General features: G+C 71.2%; 12 protein-coding genes. 4 read left to right on the top strand and 8 right to left on the bottom strand.

From position 1 onward, the window contains the following. Positions 1-721, bottom strand: a 721-nt coding sequence (locus ACIQMV_RS28120) for a HAMP domain-containing protein (protein WP_401774242.1), incomplete at its 3' end; no start/stop codon positions are given. 351 nt (positions 722-1,072) lie between these two features. On the opposite strand from ACIQMV_RS28120, the gene ACIQMV_RS28115 reads away from it, so the two are divergent. After that, positions 1,073-1,456: an STAS domain-containing protein gene (locus ACIQMV_RS28115; protein ID WP_402596174.1), complete on the top strand. Its 384-nt coding sequence runs from the start codon at positions 1,073-1,075 to the stop codon at positions 1,454-1,456. Between the two features lie 155 nt (positions 1,457-1,611). Next, positions 1,612-1,983: a PRC-barrel domain-containing protein gene (locus tag ACIQMV_RS28110; protein ID WP_402596173.1), complete on the top strand. Its 372-nt coding sequence runs from the start codon at positions 1,612-1,614 to the stop codon at positions 1,981-1,983. Positions 1,984-2,066: 83 nt separating this feature from the next. Here the strand turns inward: ACIQMV_RS28110 and ACIQMV_RS28105 are convergent, their stop codons facing one another. The 7 genes from ACIQMV_RS28105 to ACIQMV_RS28075 form a co-directional block, all read right to left on the bottom strand. Then, positions 2,067-2,501, bottom strand: coding sequence for an ATP-binding protein (locus ACIQMV_RS28105; protein WP_141364485.1), 435 nt, complete (start codon positions 2,499-2,501; stop codon positions 2,067-2,069). A gap of 274 nt (positions 2,502-2,775) precedes the next feature. Continuing rightward, entirely contained in the window at positions 2,776-4,683 is a 1,908-nt protein-coding gene (locus ACIQMV_RS28100; RefSeq protein ID WP_141364486.1) for a long-chain fatty acid--CoA ligase, read from the bottom strand. A gap of 133 nt (positions 4,684-4,816) precedes the next feature. Next, entirely contained in the window at positions 4,817-7,051 is a 2,235-nt protein-coding gene (glgB, locus tag ACIQMV_RS28095) for a 1,4-alpha-glucan branching enzyme (RefSeq protein ID WP_402596172.1), read from the bottom strand. Between the two features lie 4 nt (positions 7,052-7,055). Next, positions 7,056-8,444: a maltokinase gene (locus tag ACIQMV_RS28090; RefSeq protein WP_402596171.1), complete on the bottom strand. Its 1,389-nt coding sequence runs from the start codon at positions 8,442-8,444 to the stop codon at positions 7,056-7,058. A gap of 29 nt (positions 8,445-8,473) precedes the next feature. Continuing rightward, a complete protein-coding gene (gene treS, locus ACIQMV_RS28085) occupies positions 8,474-10,195 on the bottom strand; it encodes a maltose alpha-D-glucosyltransferase (protein ID WP_402596170.1) in 1,722 nt (573 codons plus the stop codon). Continuing rightward, positions 10,192-12,225 carry an alpha-1,4-glucan--maltose-1-phosphate maltosyltransferase gene (locus ACIQMV_RS28080; protein WP_402596169.1) on the bottom strand — a complete coding sequence of 678 codons (2,034 nt, stop codon included), beginning with the start codon at positions 12,223-12,225 and terminating at the stop codon, positions 10,192-10,194. Before ACIQMV_RS28080 ends, treS begins: the two co-directional genes overlap by 4 nt. Positions 12,226-12,296: 71 nt before the next feature. Beyond that, a complete protein-coding gene (locus ACIQMV_RS28075; protein ID WP_141364495.1) occupies positions 12,297-12,599 on the bottom strand; it encodes a DUF5133 domain-containing protein in 303 nt (100 codons plus the stop codon). Positions 12,600-12,905: 306 nt separating this feature from the next. Here ACIQMV_RS28075 and ACIQMV_RS28070 point away from each other — a divergent pair, with 306 nt between their 5' ends. Next, positions 12,906-13,418: a pep a2 gene (locus ACIQMV_RS28070; protein ID WP_402596168.1), complete on the top strand. Its 513-nt coding sequence runs from the start codon at positions 12,906-12,908 to the stop codon at positions 13,416-13,418. Then, on the top strand, positions 13,415-15,559 hold the full coding sequence (glgX, locus tag ACIQMV_RS28065; protein WP_402596167.1) for a glycogen debranching protein GlgX: 2,145 nt from the start codon (positions 13,415-13,417) through the stop codon (positions 15,557-15,559). Before ACIQMV_RS28070 ends, glgX begins: the two co-directional genes overlap by 4 nt. The last annotated feature ends 607 nt before the right edge of the window (positions 15,560-16,166 follow it).

The raw sequence follows: 16,166 nt of genomic DNA, 5'->3' as shown, positions 1-16,166 counted from the left end.
CGACCATCGTGTTGATGGTGTTCTTGAGTTCGAGGATCTCGCCGCGGGCGTCGACGGTGATCTTCTGGGAGAGGTCGCCCTCGGCGACCGCCGTCGTCACCTGGGCGACGTTGCGGACCTGGGCGGTGAGGTTGCCCGCCATGAAGTTGACGGAGTCGGTCAGATCCCGCCACACACCCGCCACTCCGGGCACCTTGGCCTGTCCGCCGAGGCGTCCTTCGGTGCCGACCTCTCGGGCGACGCGGGTGACCTCGTCGGCGAAGGCGGAGAGCTGGTCGACCATCGTGTTGACGGTCTCCTTCAGTTGCAGGATCTCGCCGCGCGCGGGCACGTCGATCTTCTGCGACAGATCACCCTTGGCCACCGCCGTCGCCACCTGCGCGATGTCGCGCACCTGGGTGGTGAGGTTGCCCGCCATGGCATTCACCGAGTCGGTCAGATCGGCCCAGGTGCCCGAGACCCCCGGCACCTCCGCCTGACCGCCGAGCGTGCCCTCGGTGCCGACCTCCCGGGCCACCCGGGTGACTTCGGAGGTGAACACGGACAACTGGTCGACCATCCCGTTGAACACGGTCGCGATGTCGCCCATGAGCCCGTCGGCGTCCTCCGGCAGGCGCGTGCCGAAGTCGCCGTCCCGCACGGCCGTCAGGCCGGCCAGGAGCTGCCGCAGCTCCCGGTCGCCCGGAACGGCGTCGAGGACCTCGGTTCTGTCGCTGGTCATGCGCACCCTCGTCCCGCTCCCCAGGAGTCCCCGCCGGTGAGGACTCGGACATCTCCAACGGGCCGCCGCGGGCCCGCCGACGTGCGTGCATTTCCGCGATTTTCACGGATCTGCGTGATGAGAAATACGCCGCAGGCTAACCCACTCGGCCCGCCCCGAACAAAACACGTGCGTCAATATCCGGCCCGGTGAATTCGCCCCCGTACGTCGTGCATGACCTCGTGGTTCAGGGGTACGCGGGCGTTTTGACCGCACGGCGTACCGCATGACGTCCCGTGCGGAAGAACCCGAAGACCCCGGCCCCGGAAACCCCGTATGACAACAATGCCGCCTTCGCCCATAAGCCTCTCCGTGGAGACCCGTGGATCCGTCGCCGTGGTGCGCGTGGGAGGCGACCTCGACTACCTCACCCGCGGCCAACTCCTGGACACGGTGACCGTGGTGCTCACCCGGCGCCACGCGGCACGGCACCCGGTCGCCGCCGTACGCCTGGAGTTCTCGCGACTCGAGAGCGTCGACTCCTCCGGCCTGTCCGCGCTGCTCCAGATCCGGCGCCTCCTGGACGAGGCGGGCGTCGCACTCCACCTGGACGAGCGTCCGGCCGTCCTGGAACGGCTGCTGGACATGACCGGAACGCTGGAACTGCTCACCTGCCCGCACGGGAACACCTGCCCGCCCGAGAACATCTCCGCGCCCGGGGACGCCACCGGGCCCGCCCGTCCGCCGGCGAACTGAGCCCGCGTGGCGACCGCGGCTCCCGCACCCCCGCTCTTCACGGCGCGGCGCCGAATGCCGTGGTCGGAGAAGGGTAGTTGGTGCGGTGGGAGCCGACGGACCGGGACCGCCGGCCCGAGGCTCGTGACACGTCAGCCCGGGGAGGAAGGAGCAGCGTGACCATCGACAGAATCTGGTCGTATCCGCCGCAGGTCGCTCGTACCGAGGAAGAGGACCTGACCGGCTTCACCGTCGTCGCCACCGACGGCACCGTGGGCCACGTGGACCGGGAGGGCGGCCACTCCGGGATGCGGCACCTGGTCGTGGACACCGGGGTGTGGGTGTTCGGCAGGAGCTTGCTGGTGCCGGTCGGCATGGTCGCCGGGATCGACCCCTCGGAGCGGAGGATCACGGTGGCCTGTTCGCGCGGCCAGATCAAGGCGGCGCCGCCCTTCAGAACCGACAGCGAGACCAGGGACCCGGAGTATCTGACGCGCGTGGCTGCCTACTACCACGGGCTTCCGCCCCGCGAGGCGACCAGCCCCTGAACCGGCGCGGCCCGCGGGGCGGGTCGCGACACCGCGACCGAGCCCGGACCCCGTTCGCAGCCGGGGCTCCGGGTGATCGGGGCTCACCAGGGCAGGAAGACGTGCACGTCCTTGCCGTGATCGTTGACCACCACGCTCACCTGGTCGCACAGGGTGTGGATCAGGTGCCAGCCGATGCCGCCGCCGCCCCGGCTGGGGCGGAACGGCCGCGGGGCCGGCCGTGTGGTGCTGGTGTCGCTGAGCGTCACGTGCACCCCGTCGAAGGTACGCCGCATCCGCAGCTCGAACGGCCCCGGCGCGTACTGCACCGCGTTCGCCGCGAGTTCCGTGACGACCAGCAGGATGTCGTCCCAGTGCTCGGGTGCCGCCGGCAGCGAGAGCCGTGCGACCTCGTCGAGGAACTCCTCCGCGGCGAGTCGCGCACCCGTGACATGGTGCAGCGCACCCGCGAAGCGGGCGGTGCGGCTCGGAATGCCCTCGCTGGCCAGTGTGTCGTCCCCAGGCGGCTCGAATGCCATCTCGCCTTCCGGCCCGGCCCCGTCGGCCGGGCTGTCGTCCTTTCTTTCCCTTGCGTCCACTGTCTTGTTCCCAGGGGCGCGGAGCCTACGCTTGGGCGTCGCAGGCAGCGGAAGGCAGGCGGCCGGCAGGGGCGGACGACGGTACGAAGCGGGCGGCACGAAGCCGACAGGAGGCTGACGGCAGCAGGTCGGCGCCAGGTCGGAGCAGGTCGGCGGCAGGAAAAAGGGCAGCGGGCAGCCGGCCCCGTACGGGTCCCGTGTCCTCCGGCCCGCGTCAGCGGAAGACGTTGTCGGAGTCGTCCCAGTCCGCCATCGGGTCGTGCGCGGTGTCCCGGCGCGGGGAGCGGCTCCGCGCCTGGTACATGGTGTCGATCTCGACCGCGTAGTGCCGCACTATGGCGTCCCTGCGCAGCTTCATCGACGGTGTGAGCAGCCCGCTGGCCACGTCGAAGGGCGCGGGCAGCACCCGGAAGACCCGGATGGACTCCGACCGGGAGACGGCGCTGTTCGCGGCGGCCACCGCCCGCTCGATCTCCTCCCGCAGCGCGTTCTCCTCGCGCGCCTCCTGCCCCGGCGCGTCCCCCTGCAACGCCAGCGCCGCACGCCAGTGGGCCAGGAACTCCGGATCCAGAGTGATCAGCGCGCCCACGCAGGGCCGGTTGTCGCCCACGACCACCGCCTGGTGGACCAGCGGATGCATCCGCAGCCGCTGCTCCAGCGGCGCCGGGGCCACGCTCTTGCCGCCGCTGGTGACGATGATGTCCTTCTTGCGCCCGGTGATCGTCAGATAACCCTCGGCGTCCAGCTTCCCGATGTCCCCCGTGGCCAGCCAGCCGCCGCGCAGCGCGGCCCCGGTCGCGTCCTCGTCGCCCACGTACCCCTGGAACACCGACGGCCCCTGGACCAGGATCTCCCCGTCGTCCGCCACCTCGATCGCCGTGCCCGGCAGCGCCGTGCCGACGGTCCCCGACTTCTCACGGCCCAGCGGCTGCATGGTGATGCCGCCCGCGGTCTCCGTGAGCCCGTATCCGTCGTGCACGTAGATGCCGATGCCCTCGTAGAACAAGGTGAGTTCGCGGCTCAGCGGGGAGCCGCCGGAGGTGGCGCGGAGCACCCTGCCGCCCAGCGCGGTCCGCAGCTTGCGGTACACCGTTCGCTCGTACAGGGCGTGTTGCAGCCGCAGGTCGAGCCCGGGGCCCGGACCCTGGCCCAGCCGCTGCCGCTCCGACGCCGCGGCGAAGTCCCGGGCCGTGTCGGCCGCCCGCTCGAACAGCGCGCCGCGGCCGGCCTGCCCGGCCGCGTGCAGGAAGTTCTTGTAGATCTTCTCGAAGACGGAGGGCACGGCGTAGAAGTACGTCGGCCTGAACGTGCGCAGCGCCGACGTCAGCGCCTCCTCGCCCAGCTCCGGTTCGTGGCCCATCAGGACGCCGCCGCGGATGCACAGGCCCTGGACCATCAGTCCGTACACGTGCGAGAAGGGCAGGAAGGCGAGCACCGACGCCTGCTCACCGGGCGGCGCGGCGGTGTGCCCCCAGCCGGCCAGCAGCGTGTCGCAGGGGCTCGCCAGCGCGCGGTGGCTCAGCGCGCAGCCCAGGGCGCGGCCCGTCGTGCCGGAGGTGTACGCGATCGCCGCGGTTGCGTCCGGCAGCACGATCCGGCGCAGCGAGTCCACCGTGGTCGGCGGTATCACCGCTCCCCGTTCCACCAGGTGCTCCAGCGCCCCCGCGTCCAGCTGCCACACGTGCTGGAGCCGGGGCAGCGTCGCGCACACCGGGCCGACGGTCATCACGCCCTGCTCGTCCTCGACGACGACGGCCACGCACTCGGAGTCCCGCAGGATCCACTCGACCTGCTCGCGCGAGGAGGTCGGGTAGATCGGGACGACCTCGGCGCCGACCGCCCACAGCGCGTACGCGAGGACCGTCCACTCGTACCGGGTGCGGGCCATGACCGCCACGCGGTGGCCGGGCGAGATCCTGGCGGCCACCAGCCCCCTGGCCAGGTCGACCACCTGGTCCCGCAGCTCCACGGCGGTCACCTCCTCCCACACCGGGGAGGAGGGGTCGGCGCGGCGCGCGAGCACCGGCAGGGTGGGACGGGTCTCCGCGGTCTCGAAGACGCTGTCGGCGAGCCCGCCGGCCAGCGGGGCGACGGCGGACGGAGCGAGGGCGAAGTCGCGCATGCGCTGCTCCTGGGGTTTACGGAGGTGACTCCGCCGATGAGTGGGGTGGTCGACGCGGATCGAATGTAGCCCAGGTCAGCGCGTCACGGGCCCCGAACCGGGAAGTAGCCCCGTTCCCCGCGCCCCCGCCCGCTCAGGCGGGGTGCGGAGTCAGCCAGAGCGTGGTCAGCGGTGGCAGCGTGAGCGTGAGGTGCCCGTCCTCCGGCCCGCCCTCCGGTTCGAGCGGCCCGGGGTTGGCGACGCCGCCGCCGCCGTAGCGGGCGGCGTCGGTGTTCAGGACCTCGCGCCACGCGGTGATCCCGCCCGGCACGTCCAGGCGGTAGCCCTCGCGTACCGCGGGGGAGAAGTGCGACACCGCCAGCAGCGGGGCGCCGACCGCGTCGCGGCGCAGGAACGCGTAGACGTTGTCGTCGGCGGCGTCCACGGCCACCCAGCGGAAGCCCTCGGGCCGGGTGTCGCGCTGCCACAGGGCCGGTGTGGCCCGGTAGAGCGTGTTGAGGTCGCGCACCAGGTCCCGCACCCCGCGGTGGTCGCCCGCGGCGTCGTAGTCCTCGTCGAGCAGCCACCACTCGGGCCCGTGTTGCTCGGAGAACTCGCCTCCCTGGGCGAACTCCTGGCCCATGAAAAGCAGTTGCTTGCCCGGGTGGGCCCACATGAAGCCCAGGTACGCGCGGTGGTTCGCGCGTCGCTGCCACCAGTCTCCGGGCATCTTCGACACCAGCGCCCGCTTGCCGTGCACCACCTCGTCGTGCGAGATCGGCAGGACATAGTGCTCGCTGTAGGCGTACACCATCGCGAAGGTCATCTCGTGGTGGTGGTACTTGCGGTGCACCGGCTCCTTGCTCATGTACTGGAGCGAGTCGTGCATCCAGCCCATGTTCCACTTCAGCCCGAAGCCCAGGCCGCCGCTGTCGGTCGGCGCGGTCACCCCGCCCCAGGCGGTCGACTCCTCGGCGATGGTCACCACGCCCGGGGCGCGCCGGTACACGGTGGCGTTCATCTCCTGGAGGAACGCCATCGCGTCCAGGTCCTCCCGGCCGCCGTACGCGTTGGGCGTCCACTGACCGGAGTCGCGCGAGTAGTCCAGGTAGAGCATGGAGGCCACCGCGTCCACCCGCAGGCCGTCGACGTGGAACTCCTCGCACCAGTAGACGGCGTTCGCGACCAGGAAGTTGCGCACCTCCGTGCGGGCGAAGTCGAACTCGTACGTCCCCCAGTCGGGGTGCTCGGCGCGCTGCGCGTTCCCCGGCTCGTACAACGGGTCCCCGTCGAAGCGGGCCAGCGCCCAGTCGTCCTTGGGGAAGTGCGCCGGCACCCAGTCCATGATCACGCCGATCCCGGCCCGGTGGCAGGCGTCGACGAAGTAGCGGAAGTCGTCCGGGGAGCCGAGGCGCGCGGTGGGGGCGTAGTAGGAGGTGACCTGGTAGCCCCAGGACGGGCCGAAGGGGTGCTCGGCGACCGGCATCAGCTCCACGTGCGTGAAGCCCAGGTCCTTGACGTACGCGGGCAGTCGTTCGGCCAGTTCGCGGTACGTCAGCCCCGGCCGCCAGGACGGCAGGTGGACCTCGTACACCGAGAACGGCGCCTCGTGCACCGGGATGTCCGCGCGGTGCGCCATCCACTCCTGGTCGCCCCACTCGTGGTGGGCGGCCGTCACGACGGACGCGGTGGCGGGCGGCACCTCGGTGCGCCGTGCCATCGGATCGGCCTTGAGGAACCGGCCGCCGTACTGCGAGGTGATCTCGAACTTGTACTTCGCGCCCTCGCCGATCCCGGGCAGGAACAGCTCCCAGACGCCCGCCGCGCCCAGCGAGCGCATCGGGAAGGCCGTCCCGTCCCAGTGGCTGAAGTCGCCGGCCACCCGCACGCCCCGGGCGTTCGGCGCCCACACCGTGAACCGGATGCCCCGCACGCCCTGGTGGGTCATCGGCTCCGCGCCCAGCGCCTGCCACAGCTGCTCGTGCCGGCCCTCCCGGACGAGGTGCAGGTCCAGCTCGCCGAGGGCGGGCAGGAAGCGGTAGGGGTCGTGGACCTCGTACTCGTCCCGCTCGTAGCCGACCACCAGGGTGTAGTCGGGGATCGCGGCCAGGGGCAGTACGGCCGAGAACAGTCCGTCGCCCTCCGAGGCGAGCGGGGTGCGCTCGCCGTCCACGACCACGCTCACCGCGCGGGCGAAGGGACGCAGCACCCGCAGGGCGATCCCGCCCGGAACCGGATGGGCGCCGAGCAGCGCGTGCGGGTCGTGGTGGGCGCCGGACAGCAGGCGCTCACGGTCGGCGGGATCGAGCGGCGGGGCCGTCCGGGTCCGTACCGCCGGGGGCAGGACGGGGCCGGACGGCTCGGGAAGTGACGTGTCGCGCAGTGCCACCGGTTCAGCCTCCTCTCACGGCGAGACGTTCGATCGCCGCCATCGGTACGGCGAGCCAGTCGGGGCGGTGCCGGGCCTCGTACAGCACTTCGTACACGGCACGGTCCGTCTCGTAGGCCCGCAGCAGGGCGTGTCTCTTACGGGGGTCCCAGCCGGCCCGGGAGGCGTAGCCGGCGCAGTACGCCTCCCGGCAGCGGCGCGCCCACTCCGGGCGCCAGGGGCGCCGCTGGCGGGCGGCGTAGTCGAAGGAGCGCAGCATCCCCGCCACGTCCCGCACCGGGGACTCGGGGATGCGGCGCTCGGCGAGCGGACGCGACGGCTCGCCCTCGAAGTCGATGACGAACCACTCGCGCCCGGCCCGCAGCACCTGGCCGAGGTGCAGGTCGCCGTGCACGCGCTGGGCGGGCGGCCCGGCGTCGTAGCTGGCCAGCGCGGCGAACGCGGTGCGCAGCCGGGTCGCGTACGGCCGCAGCGCGGGGACGCTGTGCGCGGCGGACTCCAGATGCTCGGTCATCGTCGCGGCGGTGCGCGCGATGTCCTGGTGGGCGCCGGTGGGGAAGGCACCGGCCAGCGCCAGGTGGACCTCCGCGGTCGCCTGCCCCAACTGGTGCGCCTGGGTGGTGAAGTCGTCACCGGTGGCCAGCGCCCGCAGGGCCAGCGTCCAGCCGTCCGCCGCGTCGCGCAGGAACGGCTGGAGCACCCCGAGCGTCGCCGGCTCCGGTTGCGTGGTGCGGAACCAGGCCACCGGGGCGGGCACCCGGGTGCAGTCCTGCCCGGCCAGGGCCCACGGCACCTCCAGGTCCGGGTTGACGCCCGGCTGGATGCGGCGGAACACCTTCAGGATGAACTCGTCCCCGTACACGATCGAGGAGTTGGACTGCTCGGCGTCCAGCAGCCTGGGCACCAGGGCACCGGGGATCGGTACGGACGGGTCCGCCTCGAAGTGCAGCGGGCCCGAGGCCCCGGGGTGGCGCATCCGCTCCAGGAGCAACTGGGCCGAACGCGGGTCGCACAGCGCGTCGTAGATCGCGAGGCCGGCCAGCGGCCCCTCCTCGGGGCGGCCGATGAACGCCCGGTGCAGCCGCGGGGCCGGCTGCCGCCGTACGCCGAGCAGCAGTTGGTAGCAGTCGGCGGGCGGCGGGGCGGGCGTGCCGGTGGGGGCGGGGACCGTGCCGGGACCGGAGGGGACGCCCGCGTGCTCGGCGTGGACGAGCAGATGCAGACAGTCCGGGAACAGCTCCGTCATCGACAGCAGACGCAGATCGGTGACGGGCCGGTCCTTGCCGGCGAACCAGCGCTGCCGCGGCAGCCATGCGCGCAGCAGTGAGCCGAGCGAGGCCATGGGCCCGGTCAGGCTCCCGGCGCTCGGCGACAGCGACGCGGTCTCCGGCATGGTCACACCTCCTTTCGTCGGCCGCACGCTCACACGCGTCGGCCGGTCCGGGATGCGACGTCGGCGGTGAGCCGGAACCAGTAGAACCCGTGGCCCGCCAGGGTCAGCAGGTAGGGGAGTTCACCGATGGCCGGGAAGCGGACTCCGCCGATGAGTTCGACCGGGTGGCGTTCCTGGAAGGCCCGCAGGTCGAGTTCGGTGGGCTGGGCGAAGCGGGAGAAGTTGTGGACGCACAGGACCAGGTCGTCCTTGTACTCCCGCAGGAAGGCGATGACCGCGGGGTTGGAGGACTGGAGTTCGGTGTAGGAGCCGAGTCCGAAGGCGGGGTTCTGTTTGCGGATCTCGATCATGCGGCGGGTCCAGTGCAGCAGCGACGAGGGGGAGGACATCGACGCTTCGACGTTGGTGACCTGGTAGCCGTAGACGGGGTCCATGATCGTGGGCAGGTAGAGGCGGCCGGGGTCGCAGGAGGAGAAGCCGGCGTTGCGGTCGGGGGTCCACTGCATGGGGGTGCGTACGGCGTCGCGGTCGCCGAGCCAGATGTTGTCGCCCATGCCGATCTCGTCGCCGTAGTAGAGGATCGGGCTGCCGGGCAGGGAGAGCAGCAGGGCGGTGAAGAGCTCGATCTGGTTGCGGTCGTTGTCGAGGAGGGGGGCGAGGCGGCGGCGGATGCCGATGTTGGCGCGCATGCGGGGGTCCTTGGCGTATTCGGCCCACATGTAGTCGCGTTCTTCGTCGGTGACCATTTCGAGGGTGAGTTCGTCGTGGTTGCGCAGGAAGATGCCCCACTGGCAGGTGGCGGGGATGGCGGGGGTCTTGGCGAGGATCTCGGAGACGGGGTAGCGGCTTTCCCTGCGGACCGCCATGAAGATGCGGGGCATGACGGGGAAGTGGAAGGCCATGTGGCACTCGTCGCCGCCGGCGGTGTAGTCGCCGAAGTAGTCGACGACGTCCTCCGGCCACTGGTTCGCCTCCGCCAGCAGCACGGTGTCCGGGAACATCCGGTCGATCTCGCGCCGCACCCGCTTGAGGAAGGCGTGGGTCGCGGGCAGGTTCTCGCAGTTGGTGCCTTCTTCGGCGTAGAGGTACGGCACCGCGTCCAGCCGGAACCCGTCGATGCCCAGGTCCAGCCAGAAGCGCAGGGCGGCCAGGATCTCCTCCTGCACCGCGGGGCTCTCGTAGTTGAGGTCCGGCTGGTGGGAGAAGAACCGGTGGAAGTAGTACTGGCCGCGGACCGGGTCGAAGGTCCAGTTCGAGGTCTCGGTGTCGACGAAGATGATGCGGGCGTCCGGATAGCCCCTGTCGTCGTCGGCCCACACGTAGTAGTCGCCGTAGGGTCCGTCGGGATCCTTGCGGGACTCCTGGAACCACGGGTGCTGGTCGCTGGTGTGGTTCATGACGAAGTCGATGATCACGCGCATGCCGCGCTGGTGGGCGGCGTCGACGAACTCCACGAAGTCGGCCAGGTCGCCGAACTCCGGGAGCACGGCGGTGTAGTCGGACACGTCGTAGCCGCCGTCCCTCAGCGGGGACTTGAAGAACGGTGGCAGCCACAGGCAGTCGACGCCGAGCCACTGGAGATAGTCGAGCTTGGCGGTCAGGCCCTTCAGGTCGCCGACGCCGTCGCCGTTGCTGTCCTGGAAGGAGCGGACGAGGACCTCGTAGAACACGGCACGCTTGAACCATTCCGGGTCCCGGTCCCTGGCCGGGGCGTCCTCGAAGATGTCGGGGACGGGCTCGTTGACAGTCATGGCGCTGGGGGCCTTCCGATCTCGGGAGAGGTGGACGATCGCTGGACGTGGAGCACGTGCGCGGGTCGTTCGCCTGGTACCAGACGTACGTAGTTGGCCCTGCCCCAGTGGTGGGTCTCACCGGTGAGCTCGTCGCGCACCGGCATCGACTCGTGCCAGTCCAGGCCGAGTTGCGGCATGTCCAACGAGACCGTGGCCTCCTGGGTGTGGTGGGGGTCGAGGTTGGCGACCACGACGACCGTGTCCGGTCCCTCGCTCTTGCTGTAGGCGATGACGGCATCGTTGTCGGTCGCGTGGAAGCGCAGATTGCGCAGGCGGTGCAGCGCGGGGTGGCGGCGGCGGATGTCGTTGAGCCTGGTGATGAGGGGGGCGATGGTGCGGCCCTCGCGTGCGGCGGCTGTCCAGTCGCGGGGTTTGAGCTGGTACTTCTCCGAGTCGAGGTATTCCTCGCTGCCTGGTTTGAGCGGGGTGTTCTCGCACAGTTCGTAGCCGCTGTAGATGCCCCAGGAGGGGGCGAGGGTGGCGGCCAGGACGGCGCGGACCTCGAAGGCGGGGCGGCCGCCGTGCTGGAGGTAGGCGTGCAGGATGTCGGGGGTGTTGGTGAAGAGGTTCGGCCGCATCCAGGCCGCCGCCTCGCCGGACAGCTCGGTCAGGTACTCGGTGAGTTCCTGTTTGGTGTTGCGCCAGGTGAAGTAGGTGTAGGACTGCTGGAAGCCGGTCTGGGCCAGGGTGTGCATCATCGCGGGGCGGGTGAACGCCTCGGCCAGGAAGATCACGTCGGGGTCGGTGGCGTTGATGCCGGCGATCACGCGTTCCCAGAAGACGACGGGTTTGGTGTGCGGGTTGTCGACGCGGAAGATCCGTACTCCGTGGTCCATCCAGTGCCGCAGTACGCGCAGGGTCTCGTCGATCAGGCCGTCCATGTCGGCGTCGAAGGCGATGGGGTAGATGTCCTGGTACTTCTTGGGAGGGTTCTCGGCGTAGGCGATGGTGCCGTCGGGGCGGTGGTGGAACCACTGGGGGTGTTTGTGCACCCAGGGGTGGTCCGGGGAGCACTGGAGGGCGAAGTCCAGTGCGATCTCCAGGTTCAGTTCGCGGGCGCGGGTCACGAAGTGGTCGAAGTCGTCGATCGTGCCCAGGGCGGGGTGGACGCTGTCGTGGCCGCCCTCGGGGGAGCCGATGGCCCAGGGCACGCCGACGTCGTCGGGGCCGGCGTCCAGGGAGTTGTTGCGGCCCTTGCGGAAGGTGGTGCCGATGGGGTGGATGGGGGGCAGGTAGACGACGTCGAAGCCCATGGCGGCGATCGCGGGCAGGCGGCGGGCGGCGGTGCGGAAGGTGCCGTGCGGCTGCTCGGGGGTGCCCTCGGAGCGGGGGAAGAACTCGTACCAGGCCCCGTACAGCGCGCGTTCCCGCTCGACGAGCAGGTCGAGCGGCGCGGAGGCGGTGACCAGGTCCCGCAGCGGATGCCGGGCGAGGACCGCGTCCACCTCCGGCGTCAACGCCGCCGCCAGCCGTGTCATCACCGGCAGCGAGTCGTCCTCGAGCGCCGCCGCCGCCGCGAGCACGGTGTCCCGCTCCGGCCCCTGCGGCGCTCCGGCCGCCGCCCGGGTGTGCAGAGCGGCCCCCTCCTCCAGCACCAGCCCGGCGTCGATGCCGGCCGGAACCTTGACGGAGGCGACGCGGCGCCAGGTGGCGACCGGATCCGCCCAGGCCTCCACGTGGTACGTCCAGCGGCCGGCCGCACCCGGAGTGACCTCGGCGCCCCAGCGGTCGGTGCCGGGCGCCAGCTCGCCCATCGGCGTCCACGGGCCGGGCCGGCCCTCGGGATCCGTCAGCACCACGTTCGCGGCCACCGCGTCGTGGCCCTCGCGGAACACGGTGGCGGTGACAGGGAACGTTTCTCCCTCGACCGCCTTGGCCGCTCGCCTGCCGCCCTCCACGGCCGGACGGACGTCCCGCACCGGGATGCGGCCGATCACCGGGGCCGTAGTCGAGGCCGTACCGGCGGCCTGGCTCGGGGTCGAACTCATGGGTGTCACCTCCACCGTGCTCAAGGCCGGGCTCGCGCCCGGCCGGGGAATCGGGTCGTGCCGGGCGGAACCTACCTCCCGGCGCAGGAACGTCTCTGGACCGCCTTCGGCGGGCCTCGGCGGGGGACGGAGCTCCGGTGCGGCCGGCCGCTCTGCTCCCGCAGGTAGGTGCCGAGGCTGGTGCACAGATAGCGCTCGGCGGCGTCCGCGGCCTCCCGCGCGCAGCGTTTCCCCATCAGTACGCACAGGGTGTAGCCCGAGTCCTCGAAGGTGGACCGCACCCGGCGGTCGTCGGGCGACGCGAGCATCGCGCGTTCCCACGCCCGGTAGCGGCGCAGATGCCGGGCGACTTCGGCTTTGGCGGGTAGCAGCATGGCGCCGTTCACCTTTCGGATGCGCTCGATGGGCTCGTTTCCCCGACAGCCGGGGCGGCGACCGCGCACGCGTGGGCAGCGGTCCCGTTTACGGCGCTCGAGACTTCACTCATGGTGCACGTTCAACGACACAGCGTCCTGTTGGATCTTCAACAAGCGTGCTGACCTGCTCCTGTTGCACGAATGGCGTAGCGCGCGCACATTGGATCTGACGCAGAGGCAACACATGCTCACGTTTCGTGATTTCGGGGCTCCTCGCACCTGCGGGAGCGGAGCGTGGGCCTCGCCGGTGAGGAGCCAACGACGATGAAGACCGCAGTGCCCTGTTACTACCACCTCGACGTGGAAGTCAGCCCGGAACGGGTCGGGCAGGTCAGGCGCATCCTGGCCGCGCACCTGCGTTTCTGGGATCTGGAGGACCTCGTCGACCCCGTGTGCGGGGGTGCCGAGATGCTGCTGAAGGCCATCGACGAGCACGCCACCGACAAGCACACCTCCATCGAGATGTGGTGGACCGGCCAGCACCTGATCACCGCCGTCGGGGAGAACAACCACGACCTGCGCCCCGACCAGGACCTGCGCGGCTGCCTGGCCCGTATCGCGGCGACCAGCGACGGCTGGGGCTGCTGTGCCGCCCGGACCGGCAGCAAGATCATCTGGTTCTCGCAGCGGGCCCGCGCCGGGGTGCGCGTCCCGCTGGTCCCGACGGCCCCGGACCCGGCCCTGCGCGAGGGTCTGAAGACGCCGCGCGAGATGCCGGTCATGGCACTGGCCGCTCCGCTCAGCGAGCCGCAGGCCGTGCTGGAAGCGGCTCCATGACCGGGCGAAGACGACGGAAAGGGGTACCCGTGTGGAGCGGGTACCCCTACCCGCTGGGGGCGGCGTACGACGGGAAGGGCACCAACTTCGCCCTGTTCAGCGAGGTGGCCGAGCGCGTCGACCTGGTTCTGGTGGACGACGCCGGCACCCATCGCGACGTGCCGCTGACCGAGGCCGACGGCTTCGTGTGGCACGGCTACCTGCCCGGTGTCGAGCCGGGGCAGCGCTACGGATACCGGGTGCACGGGCCGTGGCACCCGTCCGCCGGCCACTGGTGCAACCCGAGGAAACTGCTCCTCGACCCCTATGCCACGGCGGTGGACGGGCAGATCGACAACCACCCCTCGCTGTACGAGCGGGCCGCGCACGGCCCGGATCCGGCCGACAGCGCCGGGCACACCATGCTGGGTGTGGTGACCGAACCGGCCTTCGACTGGGGCGACGACCGTCCACCGCGGCGGGCGTACTCCGACACTGTGATCTACGAGGCGCACGTACGCGGCCTGACCCGCACGCATCCCGAAGTGCCGCCCGAACTGCGAGGCACCTACGCGGGGTTGGCGCACCCGGCGGTGATCGAGCACCTGACCTCGCTGGGTGTGACGGCGATCGAGCTGATGCCGGTCCACCAGTTCGTGCACGACGGCGTGCTCCAGGCCCGGGGCCTTTCCAACTACTGGGGCTACAACACCATCGGCTTCTTCGCGCCGCACAACGGCTACGCCGCCGGCGGTATGCGCGGGCAGCAGGTCGCCGAGTTCAAGTCGATGGTCAAGGCGCTGCACGCGGCCGGGCTCGAGGTGATCCTCGACGTGGTCTACAACCACACCGCCGAGGGCAACGAGAAGGGCCCGACGCTGTCTTTCCGGGGCATCGACAACGCCTCGTACTACCGCCTGGTCGACGGCGACTGGGCGCATTACTACGACACCACGGGCACCGGCAACAGCCTGCTGATGCGCCATCCCTACGTGTTGCAGCTGATCATGGACTCGCTGCGGTACTGGGTCACCGAGATGCACGTCGACGGCTTCCGGTTCGACCTCGCGGCCACGCTGGCCCGGCAGTTCCACGAGGTGGACCGGCTGTCGGCGTTCTTCGACCTGATCCAGCAGGACCCGGTGATCAGCCGTGTGAAGCTGATCGCGGAGCCGTGGGACCTCGGCGAGGGCGGCTACCAGGTGGGCAACTTCCCGCCACTGTGGTCGGAGTGGAACGGCCTGTACCGGGACGCGGTACGGGACTTCTGGCGCGGCGAGGAGCACACGCTCGGTGAGTTCGCCTCCCGGCTGACCGGATCCGCCGACCTCTACGCCCACAACCGGCGCAGGCCGCGCGCCAGCGTCAACTTCGTGACCGCGCACGACGGGTTCACGCTGCTCGACCTGGTGTCGTACAACGACAAGCACAACGAGGCCAACGGTGAGGGAAACCGGGACGGCGAGAGCGCCAACCGGTCATGGAACTGCGGGGCGGAGGGGGACAGCGACGACCCGGCCGTTCTGGAACTGAGGGCCCGCCAGCAGCGCAACTTCCTTGCCACACTGCTGCTTTCGCAGGGCATCCCGATGCTGTGCCACGGCGACGAACTGGGGCGTACTCAGGGTGGCAACAACAACGCCTACTGCCAGGACAACGAGGTCTCCTGGATCGACTGGCGGCTGACCCGCGAGGAGCGGGAGCTCGCGGACTTCACGCGATACCTGATCGGCCTGCGCAGCGCCCACCCCGTGCTGCGCCGGCGTCGCTTCTTCCAGGGGAAGACCGCGACCCGCAACGACCAGCCCCTGCCCGACCTGGTGTGGCTGCTGCCGGACGGCCGCGCGATGGCGGAAGAGGACTGGCAGCGCTCCGACGCGCACTCCGTCACGGTCTTCCTCAACGGCGACGCCATCGCCGAACCCGACCGGCAGGGCCGTCCCTTGGTGGACGACTCCTTCCTCCTGCTGCTGAACGGCTACTGGGAACCGGTCGACTTCCGTCTGCCCGGCCGTGCCTACGGCGACCGTTGGACCACCCTCCTCGACACCGCCGAACCCCTGGGCCCCCCGGACGAGGCCGAGCACAAACCGGGCGGCACCCTCCGCGCCGACCCCCGCAGCCTGATCCTCCTGTCCCGGCCGCCGCAAACTCCCCGCTGACCACAGCCGGGCGTGCGGGGGTGCCGGTGAGCGGGGCCGGGGCCTTCCCCCGTCCCGTGTGCCGAACCTGGTGGCGGCCGGGGCCTGTCGCCGTGCCGGGGCGGGAGCGACGGGTTCCGGAGCACCCGCACGTCCTCCGACCCGTGCCACGCACGGGATCTCCAGCCCCGGGCCGGAACCTCCGTCCGACCGCCCCGACACGCCCCCGCCGACCCGCACCGGGATCTGCGGCCTACGCCCGCGCTTCGGGTAGCGCGCGGCGGCCCTCGGCGTTGTGCGTGCCGCGATGCCAGTCGACTACTCCGATGCGCCTGACCGCGCGGCACCGCTTCGGTGCTTGCGTCGGCCCGCGGCCTGTGGCCGGTGGTGGGGACGGGCTGCCGTTCAGGCTTCGTGGCGGGATGTCACGGTGGATCGGGCGCCGTCCTGGTCGCGGGGCAGGGCTTTGGCGGGGTCCTTGTGCGGGGTCGTTGTCGGTGTGATGCCGGTGGCGTGGGGCACAGAGCGGGCGTCGGCCTGTGGCCGGTGGTGGGGACGGGCTGCCGTTCAGGCTTCGTGGCGGGATGTCACGGTGGATCGGGCGCCGTCCTGGTCGCGGGGCAGGGCT

It is taken from the genome of Streptomyces sp. NPDC091412, assembly GCF_044756885.1.
In the GTDB taxonomy this organism is placed as follows: Bacteria; Actinomycetota; Actinomycetes; order Streptomycetales; family Streptomycetaceae; genus Streptomyces.
Note: the sequence above shows the minus strand (reverse complement) of the source record. Positions and strands in the feature narration are given on the sequence as shown.

Excerpts from the sequence above, each read along its gene's own strand:
- ACIQMV_RS28105 (WP_141364485.1), bottom strand. The coding sequence starts at position 2,501 with ATGGCATTCGAGCCGCCTGGGGACGACACACTGGCCAGCGAGGGCATT.
- glgX (WP_402596167.1), top strand. The coding sequence starts at position 13,415 with ATGACCGGGCGAAGACGACGGAAAGGGGTACCCGTGTGGAGCGGGTAC.
- ACIQMV_RS28075 (WP_141364495.1), bottom strand. The coding sequence starts at position 12,599 with ATGCTGCTACCCGCCAAAGCCGAAGTCGCCCGGCATCTGCGCCGCTAC.
- ACIQMV_RS28070 (WP_402596168.1), top strand. The coding sequence starts at position 12,906 with ATGAAGACCGCAGTGCCCTGTTACTACCACCTCGACGTGGAAGTCAGC.
- ACIQMV_RS28090 (WP_402596171.1), bottom strand. The coding sequence starts at position 8,444 with ATGCCGGAGACCGCGTCGCTGTCGCCGAGCGCCGGGAGCCTGACCGGG.
- ACIQMV_RS28100 (WP_141364486.1), bottom strand. The coding sequence starts at position 4,683 with ATGCGCGACTTCGCCCTCGCTCCGTCCGCCGTCGCCCCGCTGGCCGGC.
- ACIQMV_RS28080 (WP_402596169.1), bottom strand. The coding sequence starts at position 12,225 with ATGAGTTCGACCCCGAGCCAGGCCGCCGGTACGGCCTCGACTACGGCC.
- treS (WP_402596170.1), bottom strand. The coding sequence starts at position 10,195 with ATGACTGTCAACGAGCCCGTCCCCGACATCTTCGAGGACGCCCCGGCC.